This is a genomic window from Anaplasma capra, assembly GCF_025628805.1.
GTDB classification, from domain to species: Bacteria; Pseudomonadota; Alphaproteobacteria; order Rickettsiales; family Anaplasmataceae; genus Anaplasma; species Anaplasma capra.
The window spans coordinates 42,315-62,517 of sequence record NZ_JAOTBG010000007.1 but is presented as its reverse complement, the minus strand read 5'-3'; the positions used below and the strand labels follow the sequence as shown (position 1 = coordinate 62,517).

The following is a 20,203-nucleotide window of genomic DNA, read 5'->3' as shown; positions in this document are numbered from 1 at the left end:
CCCGGTGAGTGCCAGCTTCATTGTCCCTTTTTACGCACAGTTTGACGTGAGTTTTGCACGCGGTGAAGGGGTCCACCTATATGATACAAAAGGAAGGCGGTACATAGATTTCGTGTCCGGGATTGCCGCTGTTTCCTTGGGACACTGCCACCCCACCTTGGTCAATGCACTGGAGACCCAGGGGAGGACCTTGTGGCATGTATCAAACGTGTATCGTATCCCGGAGGCAGAGCGCCTAGCCGAAAAATTGGCGAGTTTTAGCTTTGCAGATGCGGTATTCTTTTGCAACTCAGGAGCTGAAGCTGTAGAGTGCGGGTTCAAAATTGCCAGGTCGTACCAGAATGGCAAGAGGAGACCAGAGCGATACAAGATACTGACGATGCGGCGTTCCTTTCATGGCAGAACCTATGCTGCTTGCTCGGCAAATGAGCCGCGGAAGTTTTCTCGCTTGCTCCACCCATATGTTGACTGGTTTGTTAGCGTTAACCCTGATGTAGACTCAGTGCGGGATGAAGTCAGCAAGGGAAACATAGGAGTAGTTTTGGTGGAGCCAGTACAAGGTGAAGGTGGCATACACGTTTTGGGCGGGGAGTTCCTCAGGGGGCTGCGCAGCATATGTGATGAGCACGACGTACTGCTATTCTTTGACTGCGTGCAGTGTGGCTCTGGAAGGACTGGTAAATTCTTCGCACATGAACATTTTGGCGTGAACCCAGATATATGCTCAGTAGCAAAAGGCATCGGTGGGGGATTTCCTGTAGGCGGCTGCCTGGCCACCAAGAACGCCGTACAATTTGTTGAAGTCGGAATGCACGGTTCAACTTTCGGCTGCAATCCATTAGCAATGACTGTTGCGCACGCAGCTGTCGATGAGATCCTGCGCGAGGGCTTTCTTGAAAATGTCACAAGTAATGGACAGTATCTCATTGATAAGCTCACCGAAATGTCAAAGAAGTTCAGCATTATTGAAGAAGTGAGGGGGCTCGGCCTCATGATAGGATTGCAGATTAACAACAGGATAGATGCCAGGACCATCGCTTGTAAGTTCGCAGAGCAAGGCCTACTCCTTTCTGCAGTTTCAGGCAACGTGCTCAGATTGCTGCCCCCACTAGTAGTTTCTAGGGAGGAAATAGAAGAGGCTCTACAGATACTTGAGCGTGGCTTTGAAGAGCTATAGGAGCTAACCTAGTCTTTGGAAAAAGCTGGGCTGTGTGCCGCCAGCCGTCTGGCCCTTCACCTGCCCTCTGTACACCTTATTCCATATACTCAAGAGTGTGTGATATAGCTTTTCAACTTACTGCATGGTGCTACAGGTAGTGTAATATTCTCTTGATTTTTTAGTGAATCACATGTACGTTTGCCATATCAACGTGGTTTTCTTCTGTGCGGTAGATCTTGTCTTTAAGTTCAATTCATGACAAACGCGGGCGTGTTTTGTCCCAACAAACCGGTTCTACTCCTGAAGATGCCGGACGCGTGGAGACTCGCGCAAACGGGATGGCTCGGCGGCTGTTGCGCAGCATCAGGAAGAAACGCTCGCTAGACAGCTCAAGCGTTTTTCTCGCAGCGTCTTTTGTTATAATTTTAACAGAGGTATTCTGTTCCTCGTTTACCCTTTACTGCCTCAAAAATGGTGTAAGCAGTGGCATAAAAGCCAAAGTTACGGTTGCATACTACTGTTTGTACGCCGCGCTTTCTTTCATTCTTGCAATAAACTCAGCACTCTCCTTAATGGCAATAAGGAAGGAGTATAAAACAAACCGGAACGAGAAGACCCGTAAGCAATTTGTCTTAGAAGCCACTGGAGAAACCCTGACCATGGTGTCAGGGTTGATGTGGTTCACAATATCTACATCCTCCGTAATAATGGTGTTCGCCGCTGCCGAATCCATGCGGTCATTCCTGATATTCCTGTCAATCGCTGCCCCCTTATCAGGCGCTCTTTCTTCGTTCTTGAGAGCGTACGAAACCTATCTGACTTACAAAAAAGTAAATAGACTGGCAGCTTCCGGAGACGGTGCTTCCGACACAGCCGCATCCAGATCGCTTCAAAGCAAAAGGGCTTGGTACTTTGTTCAGGCGGGTTTGTATGCGTGTATCGCTCTGTTTGAATTTTCCCACTTCTCGTGCCACGTGTGGGAAGCCTGTATACTCCAGGGCAACACGCATCTCATATTCAACATACAGGAAGTGGTGCTTTTGGGAATTCAGGTTTTCCTGGCCACCACCTTTGTTTTCTTGGAAATCGCCAAGACCTTTCTAGATCGGAAACTTGGCGCTCAACTGGCGCAAGACATAACAGGCACCCCCGAGACATGTGCGAGCATCCAGGAAGGTAGCGGTGCCGAGAGCAGCAACGACAACAATCCCGAAATTGGAGAAAGGGGGCGCGCCGGCTCCGGAGAACAACGCAGCTGCCCTGTGGGTTGTGTGAGCACGACACAGGTGGTGCTAGCGGCAGATCCACAACTTAGTCATTAACAAAACCGGGGCGTGGCTCTTGCCAGGGTCACTCCACAATCTCCCTTTTTCCCTGTGTTATCACCCCCTCCCGTTCCATACGCTCAATGAGATTTGCTGCTCTGTTGTACCCTATTCTCAGCTGCCTCTGTACGTAGCTTATTGACGTCTTTCGGTCCCTCAAAACTATGGCAACGGCCTTTTCGTAGAGGCTATCATCGTAGCAGCGGAAATCTTCCCCGTCTCTTTCTTCATGCTCAAGAACCTTGGCAATATCTTCGATGTAATCCGGCTTTCCCTGCATTTTCAGATGATTTACAACATCCTGAACTTCATTGTCGCTTACAAAAGCTCCGTGAACTCTTCTTATTCTTCCTCCAGAGACCATATACAACATATCACCCATACCAAGCAGCTGCTCAGCACCTTGTTCTCCAAGAATTGTCCTGCTATCTATCTTGGAAGTTACCGAAAAGCTAACCCTAGTAGGAAAATTCGCCTTGATCACCCCAGTAATGACATCAACCGAAGGTCTTTGAGTCGCCATTATTATGTGTATCCCGGCTGCACGCGCCATTTGGGACAGCCTTTGTATTGATGACTCGATCTCTTTTCCGGAGACTATCATAAGATCGGCCATCTCATCCACCACAACAACTATGTAGGGAAATTGCACCTTCTCTATCGGAGTTCTCTCAAACACTGGCTCTCCGGTATTCGCGTCAAACCCTGTTTGCAACACTCTTTCCAGTGTAGCCCCGCTTTTTATCGTTTCCACAATTTTCGCGTTATATCCAGTAATGTTTCGCACACCAACCGCAGACATAAGTCTGTAACGCTCTTCCATCTCCGACACCACCCACTTTAGCACAGCCACAGCCTTTTTAGGGCCAGTAACCACAGGGGTGAGAAGGTGGGGAATGTTGTCATATATGGAAAGCTCTAGCACTTTGGGGTCAATCATGATCATCCTACACTGTACAGGAGTGAGGCGGTACAGCAGAGATAGAATCATGGTGTTAATTCCCACAGACTTACCAGAACCGGTAGTTCCAGCAATCAAAAGGTGCGGCATTTTGGTCAAGTCAGCAACCACCGCTTCACCATCTATACCTTTACCAAGAATTATGGGAAGCTTCAAATCAGGATCTGCATACTCACTACTCTCTACGAGGTCGCGCAACATTACAATTTCCCGGTGTTGGTTGGGGATCTCTATACCTAAAACATTCCTCCCAGGAATAACCGAAATTCTCGTGGATAGCGCACTCATCGACCTAGCAATGTCGTCAGACAGTCCTATAACTCTGGAGGACTTCGTCCCAGCAGAGGGCTCAAACTCATATAAGGTAACCACGGGGCCATAGCGGACATCTATTATTTTGCCGTATACACCAAAATCCTTCAGCACTGAGTACAGAGCGTCTGCTTCATTGCGATGGCTCGGCACACCGCCATCATACCCCACTGGAGGCGTGCGTTTTGCCAGCAATTTCACCTCCGGTAGAACAAACTCCGCTGCCACCCCTTTCTTTTCCACATGTGGCTGCCTTGTAGGGGCACTACGCTCTTGCAGACCTACATCATGGTCGGCACTACGCGGTTGTTGAGAAGAAGACTGGGGTCGCTGCACAGGATGCTGCGGGATAACTTGCCGCTGCATAGGAGTAGCAACTTGCGTAAACGACTGCAAGGTAGGTAACAGTGTGGGATACTCCACCGAATGGGGAATTTCTTCTGCCATCAGCAGGTCGTCGCCATACCCATCATCGCCCCCAGCACCACTCACTCTTAACTTAAATTTTGACACAAGGCCATACAAGGCAACTATAGGCCCCCAACCAACGGAACCTACTACCCCAACAATAATCAGCGCCGCAAGCACAGAAATTGGAAGCGCTGCAAGTTTGGACCCTACAAAGCCGCCATGCTGGAACTTACTCGTCACACCCAGCGATAACTTGGACAGTACTCCCCCTATTCCGGAGGTTACGCACAAAACACACAATACGCGCACTTTACGCACAAAGGCAGGCGCGCGCTTTAACCCAGAAAACATGAATATGCCGGATAAAGCCCCCGAGAACCCAAATAGCTGTACAGCAAGATCCCCCACATATGCTCCCGGAATGCCCATAAGATTTTGAATGGCAACGTCGCTCAGCATACCAGATGTGTTCAGCGATGTGTCAGATGGGCTGTAAGTAATAACGGACAAGGCGATAAACGCGGTCGCTAAAAAACAGAGAGTAACTCTACACCAAGCTGCCATGCGGTCATTCAGCATTGTGGTACTACCTATCCAAAATAGTAGCGCAAAGCATACCTTAGGAAGCTGATGGCTACTAGTAGGATTAGAGGGGAGAAATCAAACCCAGAAACGCTCGGTACGTATTTACGGATAACGGAAACCACGGGATTTAGTATCCTGGATAGCGCAGAAAACGCACGGTACACAAATTCGTTGTACCTGTTAACAACGCCCATAGCAATCAGCCACCCCAGCAACACCCAGGCAATGAGCGCCACATTATATATGCTCAGCAACGTGTCAATAAGGTAGGCCACCGGGTGCATACACGAGCTCCTCCACTACGCCATCTGTCCAAAACAGCGGGCCATTATACAGCAATAAGAGACAATTAAAAACCGTAAATGTTCGGCATTTTTTGATAATGCTCTGGCAGGCATCATAAAAATCGACTTGAGGGACGTAAGGTTATTGTGTATATTCCGACCCATGGTGGGTTTTGTTCCCTGTAGTGTTTCTTGTTTTCATTTTTTTACTTCTGGCCTCTGCTTTTTTCTCGGCAGCGGAGACTGCGCTAACCTCGGTCAGCGCTTCTTCTATACACAGGTTGGTGCTTAGCGGGGATGAAAGAGCAAAGGTTGTGGACTCGCTTAACAAGCGGAAGGAGCTGGTTATCAGTGCTTTGCTGGTAGGCAATACTATCGTTAACATATCCTCCTCCTCAGTGGCGACCGCTATGTTCTTGAAGTTTTTGGGTCCCGAGGGGATTGTGGTTTCCACATTCACAGTTACCTTGCTAATTCTACTGTTCTCTGAAGTATTACCAAAAACATACGCCATACAGAATCCGGAGAAGATATCGTTACGAAGTGCCAGAATTGTGGCCTGCTGTTCATTCGTCCTATCGCCTTTATGCTCTTTAGTGACGCACATAGTGAACTACATGATGAAAGTACTCGGGATACAGGAACACAAAGAGATAGTGTCCGCTGCCGAGGCCGTACGAAGTTTGATAATGATGCACGGAAGCAAGGGAACCATGCTCAAGCAAGATCTGGACATGCTGAGCAGTGTGTTGGATCTTGCGGAAACTGAAATATCTCAGGTTATGACGCATAGAAAGAATCTGTTCGCGCTGAACATAGACGAAGATGTTAGTGTTTTGATCAAGCAGATCCTCCAAAGCAGCCACAGTAGAATCCCAATGTGGCAAAAAAGTGAAGAGTCTATAGTTGGCGTCGTGCATGTTAGGGATGTAACTGACCTGGTGCGAGAGAAGAGCAGTAACGTCACGAGGGATGATATCTACAGCATAATGACCAAACCCTGGTTTGTGCCTGACACTACACCTCTTAGCGTTCAGTTGCACAACTTCCGCAAAAAGCGCAGGCACCTGGCACTCGTGGTTGATGAGTACGGAACTTTGCAGGGAGCAGTGACACTAGAGGATATTTTGGAGGAAATAGTCGGCGACATCTCCGACGAACATGATGTTGTACCCGAAAGCTTTATCACCGCAATCAGCAACAGTGAATACTGCATTAGCGGTGAGGCGCCCATCAGGGACGTAAACAGGGAGCTGGGGTGGAACTTGCCTGAAGAAGCCTCCACATTGGCCGGACTTATTCTGCATGAGGTAGAGCGAATACCAGAAGAGGGAGAAACGTTCCGGCTATACGGATTCTCATTCAAAATTCTGAAAAAAAATGGGAATATCATATCCCTAGTTGGCATAAGTGCACCAGAGAGTGACCCAGCTTAGGCGACTTGTGTGCTCGAAGCAGCAGAGCAAGCAAACGCGTGGTCGGCTGAGGGCAATCTAGTGTCTACAAAGTTTTTCCGTAGATTTATAGACGTGTAAACGTGTCAGAGCTATATCCCTCCACACATTGGGCGGCGAGCACCCGACACTAGGCGGCGCAGTCAGCTGTAGCTTGTTTTAGGTGTCGCACTACACTTTCCGGATCTTCAGCCTCAGTGATGGCTGAAACCACGGCTACCCCTCTCACACCACAATCCACAACAGAACTTACATTGGACACATTAATTCCGCCAATGCCTACCACGGGAAATTTTGCACACTGTACCCACTGCTTCAACAGCTCTAACCCCTGAGGGTTAAATCTCATGTCCTTTGAAGTAGTGTGAAATACGGGCCCAAGCGCCACATAAGAGGGACAAAAAAAGCTCGCGCGTGCTAATTCATGATAGCAGTGCGTGCTAATGCCCAACCTTATTCCAGACTTCAGCATTTTATCAAAATCAGCAGTTTTTATATCCTCTTGACCCAAATGCACGCCATATGCGCCATGCTTTATGGCAAGGTCCCAGTAGTCGTTAACAATAAGCCTTACCCAGTTGTCCGCAGACAACTTGGCGCAGCGCTCTATCATTTTTTCAACCGCACCCATTGGCGCTCCTTTTGAACGCAGTTGTATGGTTTTCACTCCGCAGCGCATAACGCGCTCAAACCAATAATCATCAGGCACAATGGGATACAAACCTACTTTTTCCATCTTGCCAAAACTAGTCTTCGCATCCTGTGAGCAAAATCCATTTACAATGACAGGCAGGTACTCGCTTGTTGCACAATTCAGGCTCCACTCAGAAAGCAAGCCCCCTGATAGGACAAAGCTAGTAAGTGTTCTCGCCAGCACAACACAATCTAGCTGGATGTCCCCCGCATCCCTGCATTTTGTTGTGCTCGACACCACATCAGCTACATAGTTGTAAGAATTTGCAAAAGTGCCACTATCCGTAACTGTAGCGCACCTATACAAAAGCTTGATCTCCTCTACCCCGTCGAAGTAATAATCCGCATAGACGCCACAACTTTTGCACTCCGCATTCACCACGTAAACACCAGTCTTCATCCGCAAATGGGCGTCACGCACGACTTCTGCCATCACCCCATGCGCTGAGTCTGCTCCATCAATCAGGTGCATGTCACAACCGACTAGAGCTGCAATGGTTACGCAGAGCACATGTCACAAGTGCTACCAACACGCCAAGCCTGGTAACGTTAGCAGAACGTTCCCCCAATCTGGTTACTCCTCTTATTATTAAAAAATTGCGTAATTGTGGCTGCAATTTCTTCAACGGATTTTTGAGTCACATCAATCACGGGCCACCCGTGTTTGGCGCATATTTTCTTCATATCATTAATTTCTTCCACAACCTGTTCGTAGCTAACGTAGTTGCAGTTTTCCTGGTGTCGCATTGAAATCAGCCTATTCCGACGAATTTGTATTAACCTATCAGCATCAATGGTTAGCCCAACAACCAGCTTGTCTGTGAGTGTGGCTGGGTCTATTGGTAGCTGAACAGAATGCACCAGAGGAATATTAACAACTTTATAGCCACGATAGGCGAGATATATACTCGTGGGTGATTTTGAAGTTCTGGATACACCGACAATTATGATGTCGGCCTGGTCTATATCCCACAAACTCTGACCATCGTCGTGAGAAATCGTGTAGTTTATGGCATCCATACGGTTGAAGTACTCGTCACCAAGTCTATGCGGATGCGCATCCGGGTCTCTGGCAACCTGTAAGTAGCAGGAAATCTCCCTTATGACGTGCGAAAGAATTGGTATGCATCGAACCCTCTGCGCTGTAGCCTTCTCCTTTAAATACCTCCTGAGATCATCATCTACCATGGTGTACATTATCAAGTTATGCTTCTCAGGGTTTATATTCAGCATGATCCCATCCACCTGGCGCCTACTACCAATCAGCGACCACACAAACTCGTTGACTTCCAGAGACTTAAAGTGCTCCACTGCAGACCTGGCAACGGTGACCACAGTCTCGCATGTAGAATCGGAAACCAGATGCAGATCCAAAACAGCCTTACTACGCATAACAAACGAAACAGCCCCCAGGAGAGTAGCACAAACCCCCACTCCCGGCAAGAGCGGACACAGAACCAGCCAAGGGCCATCAACTGTTGTCCTCCAGCATCAAAAACACAGTTCAGCCAGTATAGACTAATTGCTCTCCTATGCCCGTGATTTACAGCTCCTGCACAGGATATGTCCTTTGGAAATGGAGCGGATATCACCGGCGTCAACCTTTTCCATACACTCAACGCACTTTGTGTCCTCGGTAGGCACCATGTTACGATCAACAGCTATTCTATCATCAAAGACAAAGCATTCCCCTTCCCACAGGCTGTCACCCCCACGTACAGTCTTCAAGTAATTAAGTATTCCCCCCCTAAGGTGGTAAACATTCCGAAACCCGAGGCTTTTCATGAACGCAGTGGACTTCTCACACCTAATCCCCCCGGTACAATACATAGCTATACCAATACCCTTTTCCTTGTCTGACGCCCAGTTCCTCGCCCACTCGGGAAATTCTCGAAACGAGGAAGTGCCTGGGTTTATGGCACCTCTAAATCTACCAAACCTTATCTCATAGCCATTTCTGGTATCAATCACATGCATGTCCGGAGAATGTACAAGCCCGTCCCATTCCTGAGGATCAACATATTCCCCCCTAGAAGAACAATCGAAGCCATCTATACCCAAGCGCACAACCTCACTTTTAAGCCGGACTTTCATCTTAGAAAACGGCTCGCGATCGGAGTAACTCTCGTGGTACTTCATGCCACAAAGCCGGTCATCCAAGTCCAGAAAGGAAAAAAGTTTTTCTATAGAGGACAGAGAACCCGCTACAGTCGCGTTAATACCTTGCTCTGCAAGAATCACAGTCCCCTTAATGCTGTGCTCCAGGCAAAACTCCAAAAGCACAGGGCGCATATCATAGTAATTATGCAGGTGGACAAAGCGGTAAAATGCCGCAACGACGTAACCCATAGCCACGACGATACCAAAGCCAATGACTCAATGCTATTGTAGAAGGGCAAAATTGTCAATTTTCACTCTGTAGTGCCAAAAACCAAAATTGCGGGTTTAGGTACCATGAGCACACCCTGCTACCAGGGCTCGTGGCACAACAGCAAATCATGTTTTCAGTACGTTTGATGCACAACCGCGAAACCCGCGTAAGAAGCTGTCTATATCACAGGGCTTTTTTGACTCCGGTTGCACAACTTGGGGCACCAATACGGTGTCATAGCCACATTTGATGTGCATCTTGTCATTCAGCACATCACCAACTTGTCCTCCGACAAGTGAGTAACTCTCGGCCTCCAGAATTCTGACCCGTTTATCCTGTAGGAAGAAAAACATCTTCGGATACAGGGCCCTAACTTGTCGACATATATAATCCGCAGCGTTGCTGAAATCCACCTGGAACTCTGTGGGCTTCTTGGCATATGTAGCCCCGGCATCATCCTGTTTTACGGGTTTTATAGTATTCAGATTATTTATCACCTCCAGCAACATTCTGCCACCTATGTGAGATAGTCTATCACTCAGCATGGCAATATTCTCGCGGTCATCCACTGGTGTACTTTCCTGCAGAAGAATGTCCCCAGCATCCAACTGCGCATCTAGTTGCATAATTGTTACTCCGGTAACTGGATCTCCAGACAATATTGCGTGCTGCATAGGCGCAGCACCCCTCCATTTTGGAAGCAGGGACGGGTGAACATTTATACAGCCAAAACGCGGCATAGTGAGCATCCATTTCGGCAAAATCATGCCGTATGAGGCCACAACTATAGCATCAGGCGCGTACTCTGCAATTACGTTCTTCTCCTCGTCAGAACTCAGCGAAGCGGGAGACCTAACACGGATATTGTGGGCATCCGCACATGTATGCACCGGTGTTTTTGTCAGCACATATCCCCTACCCGCAGGCTTGGGAGCTTTAGTATAAACAGCGACAACCTCGTGCTGAGAATCCAAAAGAAACCTAAGGGTCGGAACTGAAAACCCCGAGGATCCCATGAAAATTACTCTCACAACACCCCACAATAGAGACAAAATGCGTATCCAGGTACACAATCAAGAAAGGCTGGCCGAAAAGCGGTAGCTCTTGATACAAGGTGTGGGGCCGGCAGGATTTGAACCTGCGACCCACTCGTTATGAGCGAGTTGCTCTAACCCCTGAGCTACAGCCCCAACACTAGCCCATTGTACGATACAGCGTGCAAATTACAATGGGTATTTCCCACTCCGATCGGCAACGAAAACTCTGAACTTGACCTGCCCCCGACAGTATATTGGTCACAAACCAAGCACGTGTAAAGGTAAATAATTAAACCACACCGTAGCTGCTAAGCTCAAGCACGCCATAACGCCACACCGGCCAACGGTGGCGCACCGCGAATCTCAAGCAGTTTTAGTTGAAGAGCGTGCAATCCCCCCCTTCCCCAACACTGGAGACCCTATCTACAAACACTTCGTCCTCACTTAGGGGCACAACCTTGCCTACTAGCGCGGTCTTAATCACTTCATCAACATCGGAGACTAGCACTATCTCCATGCACCGAGTCACACTCTCTGGAAGCTCGGCCATGTCTTTCTTGTTTTGGCTAGGAATAATGGCGGTAGTAATCCCGCCACGCAGCGCGGCCAGCAACTTCTCTTTTAATCCACCTATAGGCAACACCCTACCCCTGAGCGTAATCTCACCAGTCATGGCAACCGTGTTCTTCACAGGAATACCAGACATGAGCGAGACTATAGAGGCGCACATAGCAATACCGGCAGATGGACCATCTTTAGGAATAGCCCCTTCAGGAACATGAATGTGTATGTCATTCATCTGGAAATCCTTGGATCTTATACCAAATCTAACACATCTGGACCGAACATAGCTATAGGCCGCTCTGACGGACTCCTGCATCACCTCACCCAGCTTGCCTGTATATTTCACATTCCCCTTACCTGGCATAGCAACAGACTCTATAGTTAGAAGATCGCCACCAGTGTCGGTATAGGCAAGACCAGTAACCACGCCAACCATGCTATCCTTCTCTATGATACCAAAGTCATATTTGCGCACCCCGGCATACTTGCCCACGTTGTCAGAGGTTATAGACATGCTGGTGACAGTCTTGGTCTTATCAAGAAGAATCTCCTTCATCCCTTTCCTCATGAGAGAGGCAAGTTCCCTCTTCAGGTTCCTGACCCCACTCTCCCTGGTATAAAACCTCATCAGATCGTAGATGGCCCCATCAGAAATTTCCCACTCTTTATTGCGCAATCCGTGCTCCTTGCGTAGACCGGGGATTAGGTGCGACTTGGCTATGTGTAACTTCTCTTCCTCGGTATAACCAGACAGCTGTATCGCTTCCATGCGATCCAACAACGGCTTTTGCAAGTTGAGACTATTAGCAGTTGCAACAAACATGACATTTGAAAGGTCAAACTCAACCTCCAAGTAGTTGTCAACGAAGTGCTTGTTGTGCTCAGGATCCAGTACTTCCAACAACGCAGCAGTCGGATCACCTCTGTAGTCCGAGCCTATTTTGTCAATCTCATCTAACAGAAACAGAGGATTACACGTTTTCGCTTGCTTCATCTGCTTAATAATCTTACCCGGCATGGCACCTACGTACGTCCTGCGGTGACCGCGTATTTCAGACTCGTCGTGAATACCACCAAGGGACACACGAACATACTCGCGTCCAGTGGCCTCTGCTATAGACTTCGCCAGAGAAGTTTTACCCACACCCGGAGGACCAACAAAGCATATTATCGGACCCTTAGGCTTTTTTACCCTCTTGAGGACAGCCAGAAACTCCAAGACTCTCTCCTTCACCTTATCCATCCCATAGTGATTCTCATTGAGGATCTTCAATGAGTTCTCCATGTCTATCCTCGTATTCTTAAACTTCCCCCATGGGAGGTCCAGTAACCACCTCAGGTAACTGGAAATTATATTCGCCTCGGGTGACATCAAGTTCATCTTCCTATAGCGCTTCAGATCGCTCATCGCGCGTTCTTTAGCCTCTTCGGAGAGGGGCGTAGCATTTATTTTCTTTTCAAACTCACTGGCAGAATCACTATCACAACAAGCCCCGTCACTCTCTTCCAGCTCGCGTTGTATGGCCTTAAGTTGCTCGTTCAAGTAATACACCTTGTGGGTAGACTCAACCTGAGACCTGACCCTGTCATCGATCTTCTTCTGAGCATTGAGCACGCTAATTTCCAGCTTGATTAAGCTGAAGACCATATCGAGGCGCCTGACCACGCAAAACTCCTCTATCACCTCCTGCTTATCTTCAACACTAATAGCGAGGTGCGACGCTACAACGTCAGACAGGTGACCTAACTTTTTGATTTCATATGCAGAAGCAACTATCTCGGACTGGGTTTTCTTGCTCAGCTTGTTCCATATGTCAAACTCCTTCAGCACAGAACGCCGCAACGCTTCTATCTTGCTGTCTACGACCACGCTTTCATCGTCTTCAACGACTTCCACCTCTGCGCTAAGAAAATCGTCACCCTCTATAAAATTCAGTACCCTAGCTCTATTTTCACCCTTAATTAAGACCTTCAATACCCCATCGGGAAGCCGTAACAACTGAACCACATCTGCAACGGTACCCACTCTATACAGGTCATCATTTCCCGGATTATCAACAGAGCCATCTACCTGCGTCAGAAGCAGAATCTTGCAGCTATCGTTCTTTGCAGCATGCTCCAGCGCACTCACAGATCTGCCTCTACCGACCGAAAGGGGCATGACGATCTGAGGAAAAACCACAGTGTCCCGCAGCATCAAAACAGGCAGCAACAAAATCTCACTCTTTTCCATAAGAACCCCCACCCTACTAGCTACTCTCAAAACAGTTTCTGTTCATCATGACACCTTCAACCATGGCAGCATCAACTAAAACTTTGCCATCTTTGCAGCCCAAGGGATCAAACATAAAATCCAGAAGCAAGGACTCCATGATGGCTCGCAACCCCCTTGCACCAGTATTCCGATCAACGGCCTTCTTTGCAACAGCCAGTAGGGCCGCACTGTCGAATTTCAGCTCAAGATTGTCCATCTCAAACAGTTTTGTGTATTGCTTAACCAAAGAGTTCTTTGGCTCCACTAGAATGCGATAGAGAGTCTCCTCGTCCAGTCTCCCCAAAGAAGTGACTACCGGTATCCTTCCAACAAATTCTGGTATCAACCCGAACTTTACAAGATCCTCAGGTTCAGTATAGCACAAAATGTCCTTTCGTTTATCGGCTATCTTCTGAACGTTCGCCTCAAACCCCATACAGCTGCCACGATTTCTTGCTTCTATAATCTTCTCAAGTCCATCAAAAGCTCCGCCAAAAATGAACAAGATATTGTCGGTGTTTATCTGTATAAACTCTTGGTGCGGGTGCTTTCTACCGCCTTGGGGAGGAACAGAAGAGACAGTGCCTTCTATAACCTTCAGCAAGGCCTGCTGTACTCCTTCCCCAGAAACATCTCGGGTCACTGAGGCATTTTCCGACTTTCTGGATATTTTATCCACCTCATCTATGTATATGATACCGCGTTGCGCAGCTTCCACATTAAAGTTGGCAGCTTGCAGTAGCTTTAGCAGTATGTTTTCAACGTCTTCACCAACATACCCAGCCTCGGTCAACGTCGTAGCGTCTGCCATGGCAAATGGCACCTGAAGCACTCTGGCCAGCGTACGTGCAAGCAGGGTCTTCCCGGAACCAGTTGGTCCTATGAGCAATACGTTAGACTTGGATATCTCAACCTCGCTTATAATCCCGGAATTCCTTAGGCGCTTGTAGTGGTTATACACAGCCACGGAAAGCACCTTCTTAGGGTGCTCCTGCCCTATGACGTATTCGTCCAGCACCTGCTTTATCTCCCGTGGTTTTAGGTCGAAACCGCCCTGCTTTACTGGTCTACCCTCTTCCTGCAATATGCCACCGCAGAGCTCAACACACTCATTACAGATGTAAACCTTAGGCCCTGCTATGAGCCTCCTCACCTCGCTGTGAAGCTTTCCACAAAACGAGCAGCTATAAGCGTCTTTTTTAGCTTCTGACATCTATCTTTCCTACGCCTGCTCTCCTCCGCGCTTGTCTATCACTTTATCTATTATGCCAAAGTCCTTGGCCTTATCTGCAACCATGAAATTATCCCTCTCCATACTGCTCTCTATCTCCTCGAGGGATTTGCCGGTATGCTTGACGTAGATCTCGTTGAGCCTGCGCTTGATCTCCAATATCTCCCGAGCATGTATTTCTATGTCAGTGGCCTGACCACGAAAGCCGCCTGAGGGCTGATGCACCATTATTCTGGAATTCGGAAGTGCATATCGCATACCGGGCTCACCACCAGCCAGCAGGAGAGCCCCCATGGACGCTGCCTGTCCCAAACATAACGTGGACACCTTGGGCTTTATGTATTGCATAGTGTCGTATATAGACAGACCAGCGGTGACGACACCACCTGGAGAATTTATGTACATCGATATGTCTTTCTCGGGGTTCTCAGCCTCAAGAAACACAAGCTGGGCAACGATTAGGCTAGCCATACTATCCTCTACGGGACCAGTGATAAACACTATCCGCTCTTTCAGTAGCCTAGAATATATATCGTACGCGCGCTCTCCTCTGCTGGTCTGCTCAACAACCATCGGCACTAAGTTCATAACTCTCCCCTCAAACCTACACAAAGCACCAGGACCAACAGCTCCCAAATTGCGAAATCTAGATACTCTCAAAAAGTGACTTAAGATCTCCGGCGGGCACATTCTGCCTATCTTTCTTTGCCTTGGCAACCATATATCTGACCACCTTGTCCTCAAGCACCTTGCCCCTTATCTGATCTCTGATCCCCCTATTGGATCTAAAAAGCTTCAACACAGCATCCAGACTGACTCCATAGCTCAGATAGTTAGACTGGATAAACGACACAACATCCTGAGCCTCCACAACAATATCGCGGTCCCGGGAAACCTTCATCAACAGCATACCAAGCTTCACGCGCCGCTCTGCTTCCTTCAGAACACCATCCTCACCCATGCTTTCAAGATCGCTAGAACCTAGCTCGCGCCTAATCCTAGCGGATTCCTGAGACACCACAAATTCCGGGGCTTGCACCTGATAATTGGCCTCCATGTGGTCAAACAACTCTTTTCGCATTATGGCATCACTCATATGGGCAAAGCGTCCCTTAAGGCTTTCCCTGGCAAAGTTCATCATATCCTCTGCGCACTTGAACCCACAGTTTTTGGCCAACTCCTCATGATCATTAACACTTTCGGGCACCATGATGTTCACTAGCCTCACAAACATCTCAACTTTCTTGCCCGCAAAAGACCTGACTCTGTAATCTTTGGGAAACTCGAGCTCAAACTTTTTGGTGTCCCCAACCTTCATCCCAGCAACTTCACTTTCGAGCTCCGCGGGAAGACTATTCCTGCCTAGTATCATCACAAAGCCATCAGCGCTACCACCCCTAAGCTCCTTACCCATAAATGAGCTACGATAATCAATCGATACTCTGTCCCCGACAGCAGCACATCGTTCGGGATCACCCGACGCAACAAAGTTCGGGTACCTGGTCTTTAACTCATCAATAAAGCTCTCCACATCCGCCTGGGCGATCTCAGCCTCCACTTCCTTTAGCGCTATATCCTCAGGGTTGACCAGGGGAATCTCTGGCATCAATTCGAACCGCAGCTCGTAGACCAGGTCTTCTCCCCTTCCCTCCTCAGAGCACACCTTAGGATGGGAAGTCACCCTGACTTCCGAGGTAACAACATCCCCAAACCCGCCTTCTTTCATAAACTGAGACGAAGCATCATCTATCACCTCAGAGAGCACCTCTCTGATCACGTCTTCGCCGCAATTGCGCCGCACTAGGTCTAGAGAAACCTTACCTTTCCTAAAGCCATCCATTCTTACGTTCGCCGCAACCTCACGCAGCTTATCGTCTACCTTTTGCTCTAGATATCCATTTTCTACAGTAAACTCGTACCCGCGCTTGAGCTTGTCATTCAACACTTCCTTCACAACGTAGAACCGCTGCATAAAAACACTCCACCTATAACGGCGTACAAGAGTGCGGATAGAGGGACTTGAACCCCCAAGGGCTGAGCCCACTAGGACCTAAACCTAGCGCGTCTACCAATTCCGCCATATCCGCATGGGCAAACCCAGATCACCGCTACGCGGTTGACAAAAACGCGGCTGCGCCAGCAACCCGATTGCCAAACCCCGGCACCATCCCTGAAACTCTAAACACAGGATGTTTCACCAAAGCGCCGAGTGGTTCCGGCGTGACTCGAACACGCGACACACTGATTAAGAGTCAGGTGCTCTACCAACTGAGCTACGGAACCCCAGAAGCAAATGGAATACAGGCCACCCACAGCGCCCACGCGCCGCACCGCCTCAGCGGTTCTTGATACTACCATACAGGCAGCATGTCAATAGCAAGATCGTTTCAGGGCAGGCTTGACTGCAAGGTTTATTGGTTTATAATGCGGACCGTTTATCCTCGGCTTGCGTGGCGGCGGTCTCTACGCGCGGGCTTTCGCCTCTAGGTGGGTTTTTGTGGTGGTTTTTATGAAATTTTCTAGGATGGTGCTCTTGCTGCTCGTTGCCATGTTCGGGCTTCATGGGTGTGGTGGTCTGTTTTCTAAGGGGGAGCGCAAGATTAGAAGTCCCTGCGTTAAGGCTAGTGATGCTCGCACATGTGAGCGTCGCCCTGTAAACCAGTGGTGGCTCGGGTGACGTACCTTGGCGGCGAGCTACTCGGGCGCCCGCGCTTGTCTGTAGCTCGTTCACTTGCTGCTTAGGTATGCAGCACATCGCCTTCTCTCTGTCTGCGTGCGCACGTGTTGTGTCCACGTGGTTTCTGCTTGGCAGGGTACCTAGAGCCCCAGGCACGGTAGGCAGCGCCTCGGCCCTTTTGTTCTTCCCTGCAATAGCCTCCGGCGCCGGCTGTGGCGTCTTCCTTGCAGCTGGAATATTCTTCCTGGGCTTGTGGTCCGTGACCCTCTACCTTAGAGACAATCCGGAGGAGCGCGATCCAGCAGAAATCGTGATTGACGAGGTGTGTGGGCAGGTGCTCGTATTTGTGATACCCAGCGCGCTGGCGCAAGGTGGTGTCGCGTTCGTGCATTTACCCAGTGGAATGCTACACAAGGCAGTTCTCCTGTGCATGGGCTTTTTGTCTTTTAGGATCTTTGACATAGCAAAACCGTGGCCGGTGTGTGTTGCGGACACCAGAGTAAGTGGTGCGCTAGGTGTTATGCTCGATGACGTAGTAGCGGCGGTATTAGCATCTATTGTGTGCCTTGCAGTAGCAAGTGCGGTCTCCACCGTGTAATATGATTGCATACAGAAATAGGAGGCCAAGCTCAATATGCGTTTTTCTTCTTTAGCAACGGACAACCTCAGGGAGTACATGTTGTACGCTGTTAGCACGTCAGGGTGGACTACCCACAGAATAGGTAATTTAGTGCTGACAATAAATGGCCGGCCAGACTCCCTATTTAACTACGTATTTCCTATGGAGGGCACGTACGAAGAATGCGAGAGCTCCGCAAGAGAAGCTCTGGACTATCTCGCAAAAGAGAAAATCGACACGACGTGGGTTGTGGATTCTCACACAAAAGAGTTCGGTGTCACAGTAAATAAATTAGGATTTACCTCACCAACCGTGGTAAAAAAGGCGTTTATGAAAATACCAGCGCACACCTATACCAGGAACCATAGCTCAAACCTTGTGCTGGAAGCCGTAAGTACAGACTCTGCATTGGCCGAACTCGACTGTATGGCATCAAAAATTTTCTATTGCAATATGAACGATCTGGCAATACTGTTGAGGGGGATGGTTAGGCGCCAACCTTCAGACCTCAAGTTCTTCCTCACCAAGCTGCATGGCGCCACGGTGGGGCTGTGTGGGATGTACATCCATGATCAGGTAGTAGGCCTATATAGCGACGGGGTGCTGCCGGAGTACAGGAATATGGGTATCGCTAGTGATATGGTATCACAGAGGCTAGAGATGGCCAGGGAGCAGTATGGGTGCAGGTACGCTGTTGCTCAGTGCATGAAGCAGTCCTTGGGTGTATATGGCAGGCTGGGGTTCAGGATTACCGGAAACCTGTCATTGTATGCTTCCCTTATGGCATGAGGCATTACTTGGCAAAAGGTGAACTAGCGCTCGGTGGAGGGGTATAAGAGAAAGTTGGTTGATGTTTACGTACGCTGCCACCTATGTCTTGGTCTTCGTCTTAGCGGTACTCGTGGTTTTCTGTTTTTATGCCAGCTTAAGCATAAATGACTTCAGACATAACAACAACTTACTTACCAGCTTACTACTTTCCCTGGGGGATGGGTTCTACCTTTGGGATGAAAAAAAGCGGGTAGAGAGGTTTTCTCCCAATTTGCAGATGCTACTGAACAGCATATTTTGTTCTTTCAATGAGCTTGCAAACTTTTTTGAGGAGTCCGACCAATTGCGCAAGAACTTCATTGAAGCCCGCAAGATAAACAAGTCTTTTACGATGGATCTCAAGGGAAGGGACACAGAAATCTACTGTTCGTGCTACGGCCAAAGCATTGTTGACGACCACGACAAGATCGTCGGAGTCCTGCTGTGGATTCAGAACGTAACCGGGGGAAGGTCACTAATTGCAAGCCTAAATCGTAAAAATGCAAAACTCGCACAGGGGCTAAGCAATTGCAACAGCATGATAGACATGTTGCCATACCCCGTATGGAAAAGAAACAAAAATGCTGAAGTGGAGATGCACAATCCCTTTTACCTGAAACTGATAAAAAATAATCAGGGCAACACGTTGGTGAGGCAGCTTAGCTCGGGCTTTGCAGATGGCGAGACTGAATTTCAGGAAAAGGCATTCATGATTGTCGATAACGAGCGAAGGCTCTACCTGCTGACAGAGGTTAAAACAGAGGATGGCGGCTCTGTCGGGTACGGGCAGGATATAACGCAGAGCTGGCAGCTCACACAGGAAATAAAGGGCTACTTCAAAGCACAGAGAAGCCTTCTTGGTAGTTTACCGTGTGCTGCCGCGCTTTACGGCAGTGACGGAAGGTTGTTATACCTTAACAGCCACTTTAGTAAGTTTTGGCAACTAGACCAGTCATGGACCAAAGGGGGTGCGACCTACTCTGAGGTAATACGCAGGATATACGAGAATAAGCTTGTAGATGATAGTTCCTTTGAGTTACTAAAAAAGCACCAGTATGAGCTTTTCGGTAAACTGGCAGAACCATACCACGACACTTTAACACTGCGAGATGGCACAGTCTTGGAAATCTCCGTAGTTCCCAACCATAGGCAGGAGCTTTTGTTTCTCTACAACCACGTGAAGGATTAGGGCCACGCACCCCGGGTAACAGCCCTACTATATGGCTACGACTACCCCACTGGTAGTTGAAAACTTAGACCAAGGAAAGGTGATACGATGGCTTCTGAGCCACACAGTGAACAGCTTGGGTCGTTATCATTCGGCTGCGTGCTGGAAGGCCACAGCTCAAAGCATCAGCCAACCCAATTTGGAGAACCCCAAACGCCAGACATGCAGCACAGGATTAGGAGCGCTAACCACAACCCTCCGTCCACCCCAAAACCAGAAAGGCAGGAA

Annotated in this window: 17 protein-coding genes and 3 tRNA genes; 7 read left to right on the top strand and 13 right to left on the bottom strand. The window is 48.7% G+C overall.

Annotated elements, in window-relative coordinates; translation table 11 throughout:
• The first annotated feature begins 4 nt into the window (after positions 1 to 4).
• Both OC187_RS02645 and OC187_RS02640 read left to right on the top strand, forming a co-directional pair.
• Positions 5 to 1,177, top strand: a complete 1,173-nt coding sequence (locus OC187_RS02645; RefSeq protein ID WP_262997757.1) for an aspartate aminotransferase family protein — start codon at positions 5 to 7, stop codon at positions 1,175 to 1,177.
• A 320-nt stretch (positions 1,178 to 1,497) separates the two neighbouring features.
• Positions 1,498 to 2,481 (top strand): hypothetical protein, encoded by a 984-nt coding sequence (locus OC187_RS02640; RefSeq protein WP_263008565.1) that lies wholly within the window; start codon positions 1,498 to 1,500, stop codon positions 2,479 to 2,481.
• 28 nt (positions 2,482 to 2,509) lie between these two features.
• Here OC187_RS02640 and OC187_RS02635 read toward each other — a convergent pair whose 3' ends face one another.
• Together OC187_RS02635 and OC187_RS02630 are read right to left on the bottom strand one after the other, a co-directional pair.
• A complete protein-coding gene (locus tag OC187_RS02635) occupies positions 2,510 to 4,747 on the bottom strand; it encodes an FtsK/SpoIIIE family DNA translocase (RefSeq protein ID WP_262997755.1) in 2,238 nt (745 codons plus the stop codon).
• 11 nt (positions 4,748 to 4,758) lie between these two features.
• Complete coding sequence (locus OC187_RS02630) at positions 4,759 to 5,037, bottom strand: YggT family protein (RefSeq protein ID WP_262997754.1); 279 nt, start codon at positions 5,035 to 5,037, stop codon at positions 4,759 to 4,761.
• A 185-nt stretch (positions 5,038 to 5,222) separates the two neighbouring features.
• On the opposite strand from OC187_RS02630, the gene OC187_RS02625 reads away from it, so the two are divergent.
• The gene (locus OC187_RS02625; protein WP_262997753.1) at positions 5,223 to 6,473 is read left to right on the top strand and encodes an HlyC/CorC family transporter; all 1,251 of its coding nucleotides are present in this window, start codon (positions 5,223 to 5,225) and stop codon (positions 6,471 to 6,473) included.
• Positions 6,474 to 6,621: 148 nt separating this feature from the next.
• Here the strand turns inward: OC187_RS02625 and thiE are convergent, their stop codons facing one another.
• From thiE to OC187_RS02570, 11 genes are all read right to left on the bottom strand, one after another.
• Entirely contained in the window at positions 6,622 to 7,656 is a 1,035-nt protein-coding gene (thiE, locus tag OC187_RS02620; protein WP_262997752.1) for a thiamine phosphate synthase, read from the bottom strand.
• A 77-nt stretch (positions 7,657 to 7,733) separates the two neighbouring features.
• Positions 7,734 to 8,576, bottom strand: coding sequence for a pyruvate, water dikinase regulatory protein (locus OC187_RS02615; protein WP_262997751.1), 843 nt, complete (start codon positions 8,574 to 8,576; stop codon positions 7,734 to 7,736).
• 138 nt (positions 8,577 to 8,714) lie between these two features.
• Positions 8,715 to 9,533: an oxygen-dependent tRNA uridine(34) hydroxylase TrhO gene (gene trhO / locus OC187_RS02610; protein WP_262997750.1), complete on the bottom strand. Its 819-nt coding sequence runs from the start codon at positions 9,531 to 9,533 to the stop codon at positions 8,715 to 8,717.
• Between the two features lie 147 nt (positions 9,534 to 9,680).
• Complete coding sequence (gene fmt, locus OC187_RS02605; RefSeq protein ID WP_262997749.1) at positions 9,681 to 10,586, bottom strand: methionyl-tRNA formyltransferase; 906 nt, start codon at positions 10,584 to 10,586, stop codon at positions 9,681 to 9,683.
• Between the two features lie 86 nt (positions 10,587 to 10,672).
• A tRNA-Ile gene (locus OC187_RS02600) sits at positions 10,673 to 10,745 on the bottom strand.
• Between the two features lie 220 nt (positions 10,746 to 10,965).
• Positions 10,966 to 13,389 (bottom strand): endopeptidase La, encoded by a 2,424-nt coding sequence (gene lon, locus OC187_RS02595; RefSeq protein WP_262997748.1) that lies wholly within the window; start codon positions 13,387 to 13,389, stop codon positions 10,966 to 10,968.
• Positions 13,390 to 13,405: 16 nt separating this feature from the next.
• Entirely contained in the window at positions 13,406 to 14,623 is a 1,218-nt protein-coding gene (clpX, locus tag OC187_RS02590) for an ATP-dependent Clp protease ATP-binding subunit ClpX (protein ID WP_262997747.1), read from the bottom strand.
• A 9-nt stretch (positions 14,624 to 14,632) separates the two neighbouring features.
• Entirely contained in the window at positions 14,633 to 15,229 is a 597-nt protein-coding gene (gene clpP / locus OC187_RS02585) for an ATP-dependent Clp endopeptidase proteolytic subunit ClpP (RefSeq protein ID WP_262997746.1), read from the bottom strand.
• A gap of 58 nt (positions 15,230 to 15,287) precedes the next feature.
• Positions 15,288 to 16,613, bottom strand: coding sequence for a trigger factor (gene tig / locus OC187_RS02580; protein ID WP_262997745.1), 1,326 nt, complete (start codon positions 16,611 to 16,613; stop codon positions 15,288 to 15,290).
• 32 nt (positions 16,614 to 16,645) lie between these two features.
• Positions 16,646 to 16,728 (bottom strand) — tRNA-Leu (locus tag OC187_RS02575).
• Between the two features lie 123 nt (positions 16,729 to 16,851).
• A tRNA-Lys gene (locus OC187_RS02570) sits at positions 16,852 to 16,924 on the bottom strand.
• Between the two features lie 226 nt (positions 16,925 to 17,150).
• Between OC187_RS02570 and OC187_RS02565 the strand changes: the two genes are divergently transcribed.
• The 4 genes from OC187_RS02565 to OC187_RS02550 all read left to right on the top strand — a co-directional run bounded on the left by OC187_RS02565 (position 17,151) and on the right by OC187_RS02550 (position 19,936).
• Positions 17,151 to 17,318, top strand: a complete 168-nt coding sequence (locus OC187_RS02565; protein ID WP_262997744.1) for a type IV secretion system protein VirB7 — start codon at positions 17,151 to 17,153, stop codon at positions 17,316 to 17,318.
• 67 nt (positions 17,319 to 17,385) lie between these two features.
• Positions 17,386 to 17,916 carry a phosphatidylglycerophosphatase A family protein gene (locus tag OC187_RS02560; protein WP_262997743.1) on the top strand — a complete coding sequence of 177 codons (531 nt, stop codon included), beginning with the start codon at positions 17,386 to 17,388 and terminating at the stop codon, positions 17,914 to 17,916.
• Between the two features lie 36 nt (positions 17,917 to 17,952).
• Positions 17,953 to 18,726 (top strand): GNAT family N-acetyltransferase, encoded by a 774-nt coding sequence (locus OC187_RS02555; RefSeq protein WP_262997742.1) that lies wholly within the window; start codon positions 17,953 to 17,955, stop codon positions 18,724 to 18,726.
• A gap of 112 nt (positions 18,727 to 18,838) precedes the next feature.
• Positions 18,839 to 19,936: a hypothetical protein gene (locus OC187_RS02550; protein ID WP_263008564.1), complete on the top strand. Its 1,098-nt coding sequence runs from the start codon at positions 18,839 to 18,841 to the stop codon at positions 19,934 to 19,936.
• Positions 19,937 to 20,203 lie beyond the last annotated feature (267 nt).

Excerpts from the sequence above, each read along its gene's own strand:
- OC187_RS02640 (WP_263008565.1), top strand. The coding sequence starts at position 1,498 with ATGGCTCGGCGGCTGTTGCGCAGCATCAGGAAGAAACGCTCGCTAGAC.
- OC187_RS02635 (WP_262997755.1), bottom strand. The coding sequence starts at position 4,747 with ATGCTGAATGACCGCATGGCAGCTTGGTGTAGAGTTACTCTCTGTTTT.
- OC187_RS02630 (WP_262997754.1), bottom strand. The coding sequence starts at position 5,037 with ATGCACCCGGTGGCCTACCTTATTGACACGTTGCTGAGCATATATAAT.
- thiE (WP_262997752.1), bottom strand. The coding sequence starts at position 7,656 with ATGCACCTGATTGATGGAGCAGACTCAGCGCATGGGGTGATGGCAGAA.
- OC187_RS02615 (WP_262997751.1), bottom strand. The coding sequence starts at position 8,576 with ATGCGTAGTAAGGCTGTTTTGGATCTGCATCTGGTTTCCGATTCTACA.
- trhO (WP_262997750.1), bottom strand. The coding sequence starts at position 9,533 with ATGGGTTACGTCGTTGCGGCATTTTACCGCTTTGTCCACCTGCATAAT.
- lon (WP_262997748.1), bottom strand. The coding sequence starts at position 13,389 with ATGGAAAAGAGTGAGATTTTGTTGCTGCCTGTTTTGATGCTGCGGGAC.
- clpX (WP_262997747.1), bottom strand. The coding sequence starts at position 14,623 with ATGTCAGAAGCTAAAAAAGACGCTTATAGCTGCTCGTTTTGTGGAAAG.
- clpP (WP_262997746.1), bottom strand. The coding sequence starts at position 15,229 with ATGAACTTAGTGCCGATGGTTGTTGAGCAGACCAGCAGAGGAGAGCGC.
- tig (WP_262997745.1), bottom strand. The coding sequence starts at position 16,613 with ATGCAGCGGTTCTACGTTGTGAAGGAAGTGTTGAATGACAAGCTCAAG.
- OC187_RS02565 (WP_262997744.1), top strand. The coding sequence starts at position 17,151 with ATGAAATTTTCTAGGATGGTGCTCTTGCTGCTCGTTGCCATGTTCGGG.
- OC187_RS02560 (WP_262997743.1), top strand. The coding sequence starts at position 17,386 with ATGCAGCACATCGCCTTCTCTCTGTCTGCGTGCGCACGTGTTGTGTCC.
- OC187_RS02555 (WP_262997742.1), top strand. The coding sequence starts at position 17,953 with ATGCGTTTTTCTTCTTTAGCAACGGACAACCTCAGGGAGTACATGTTG.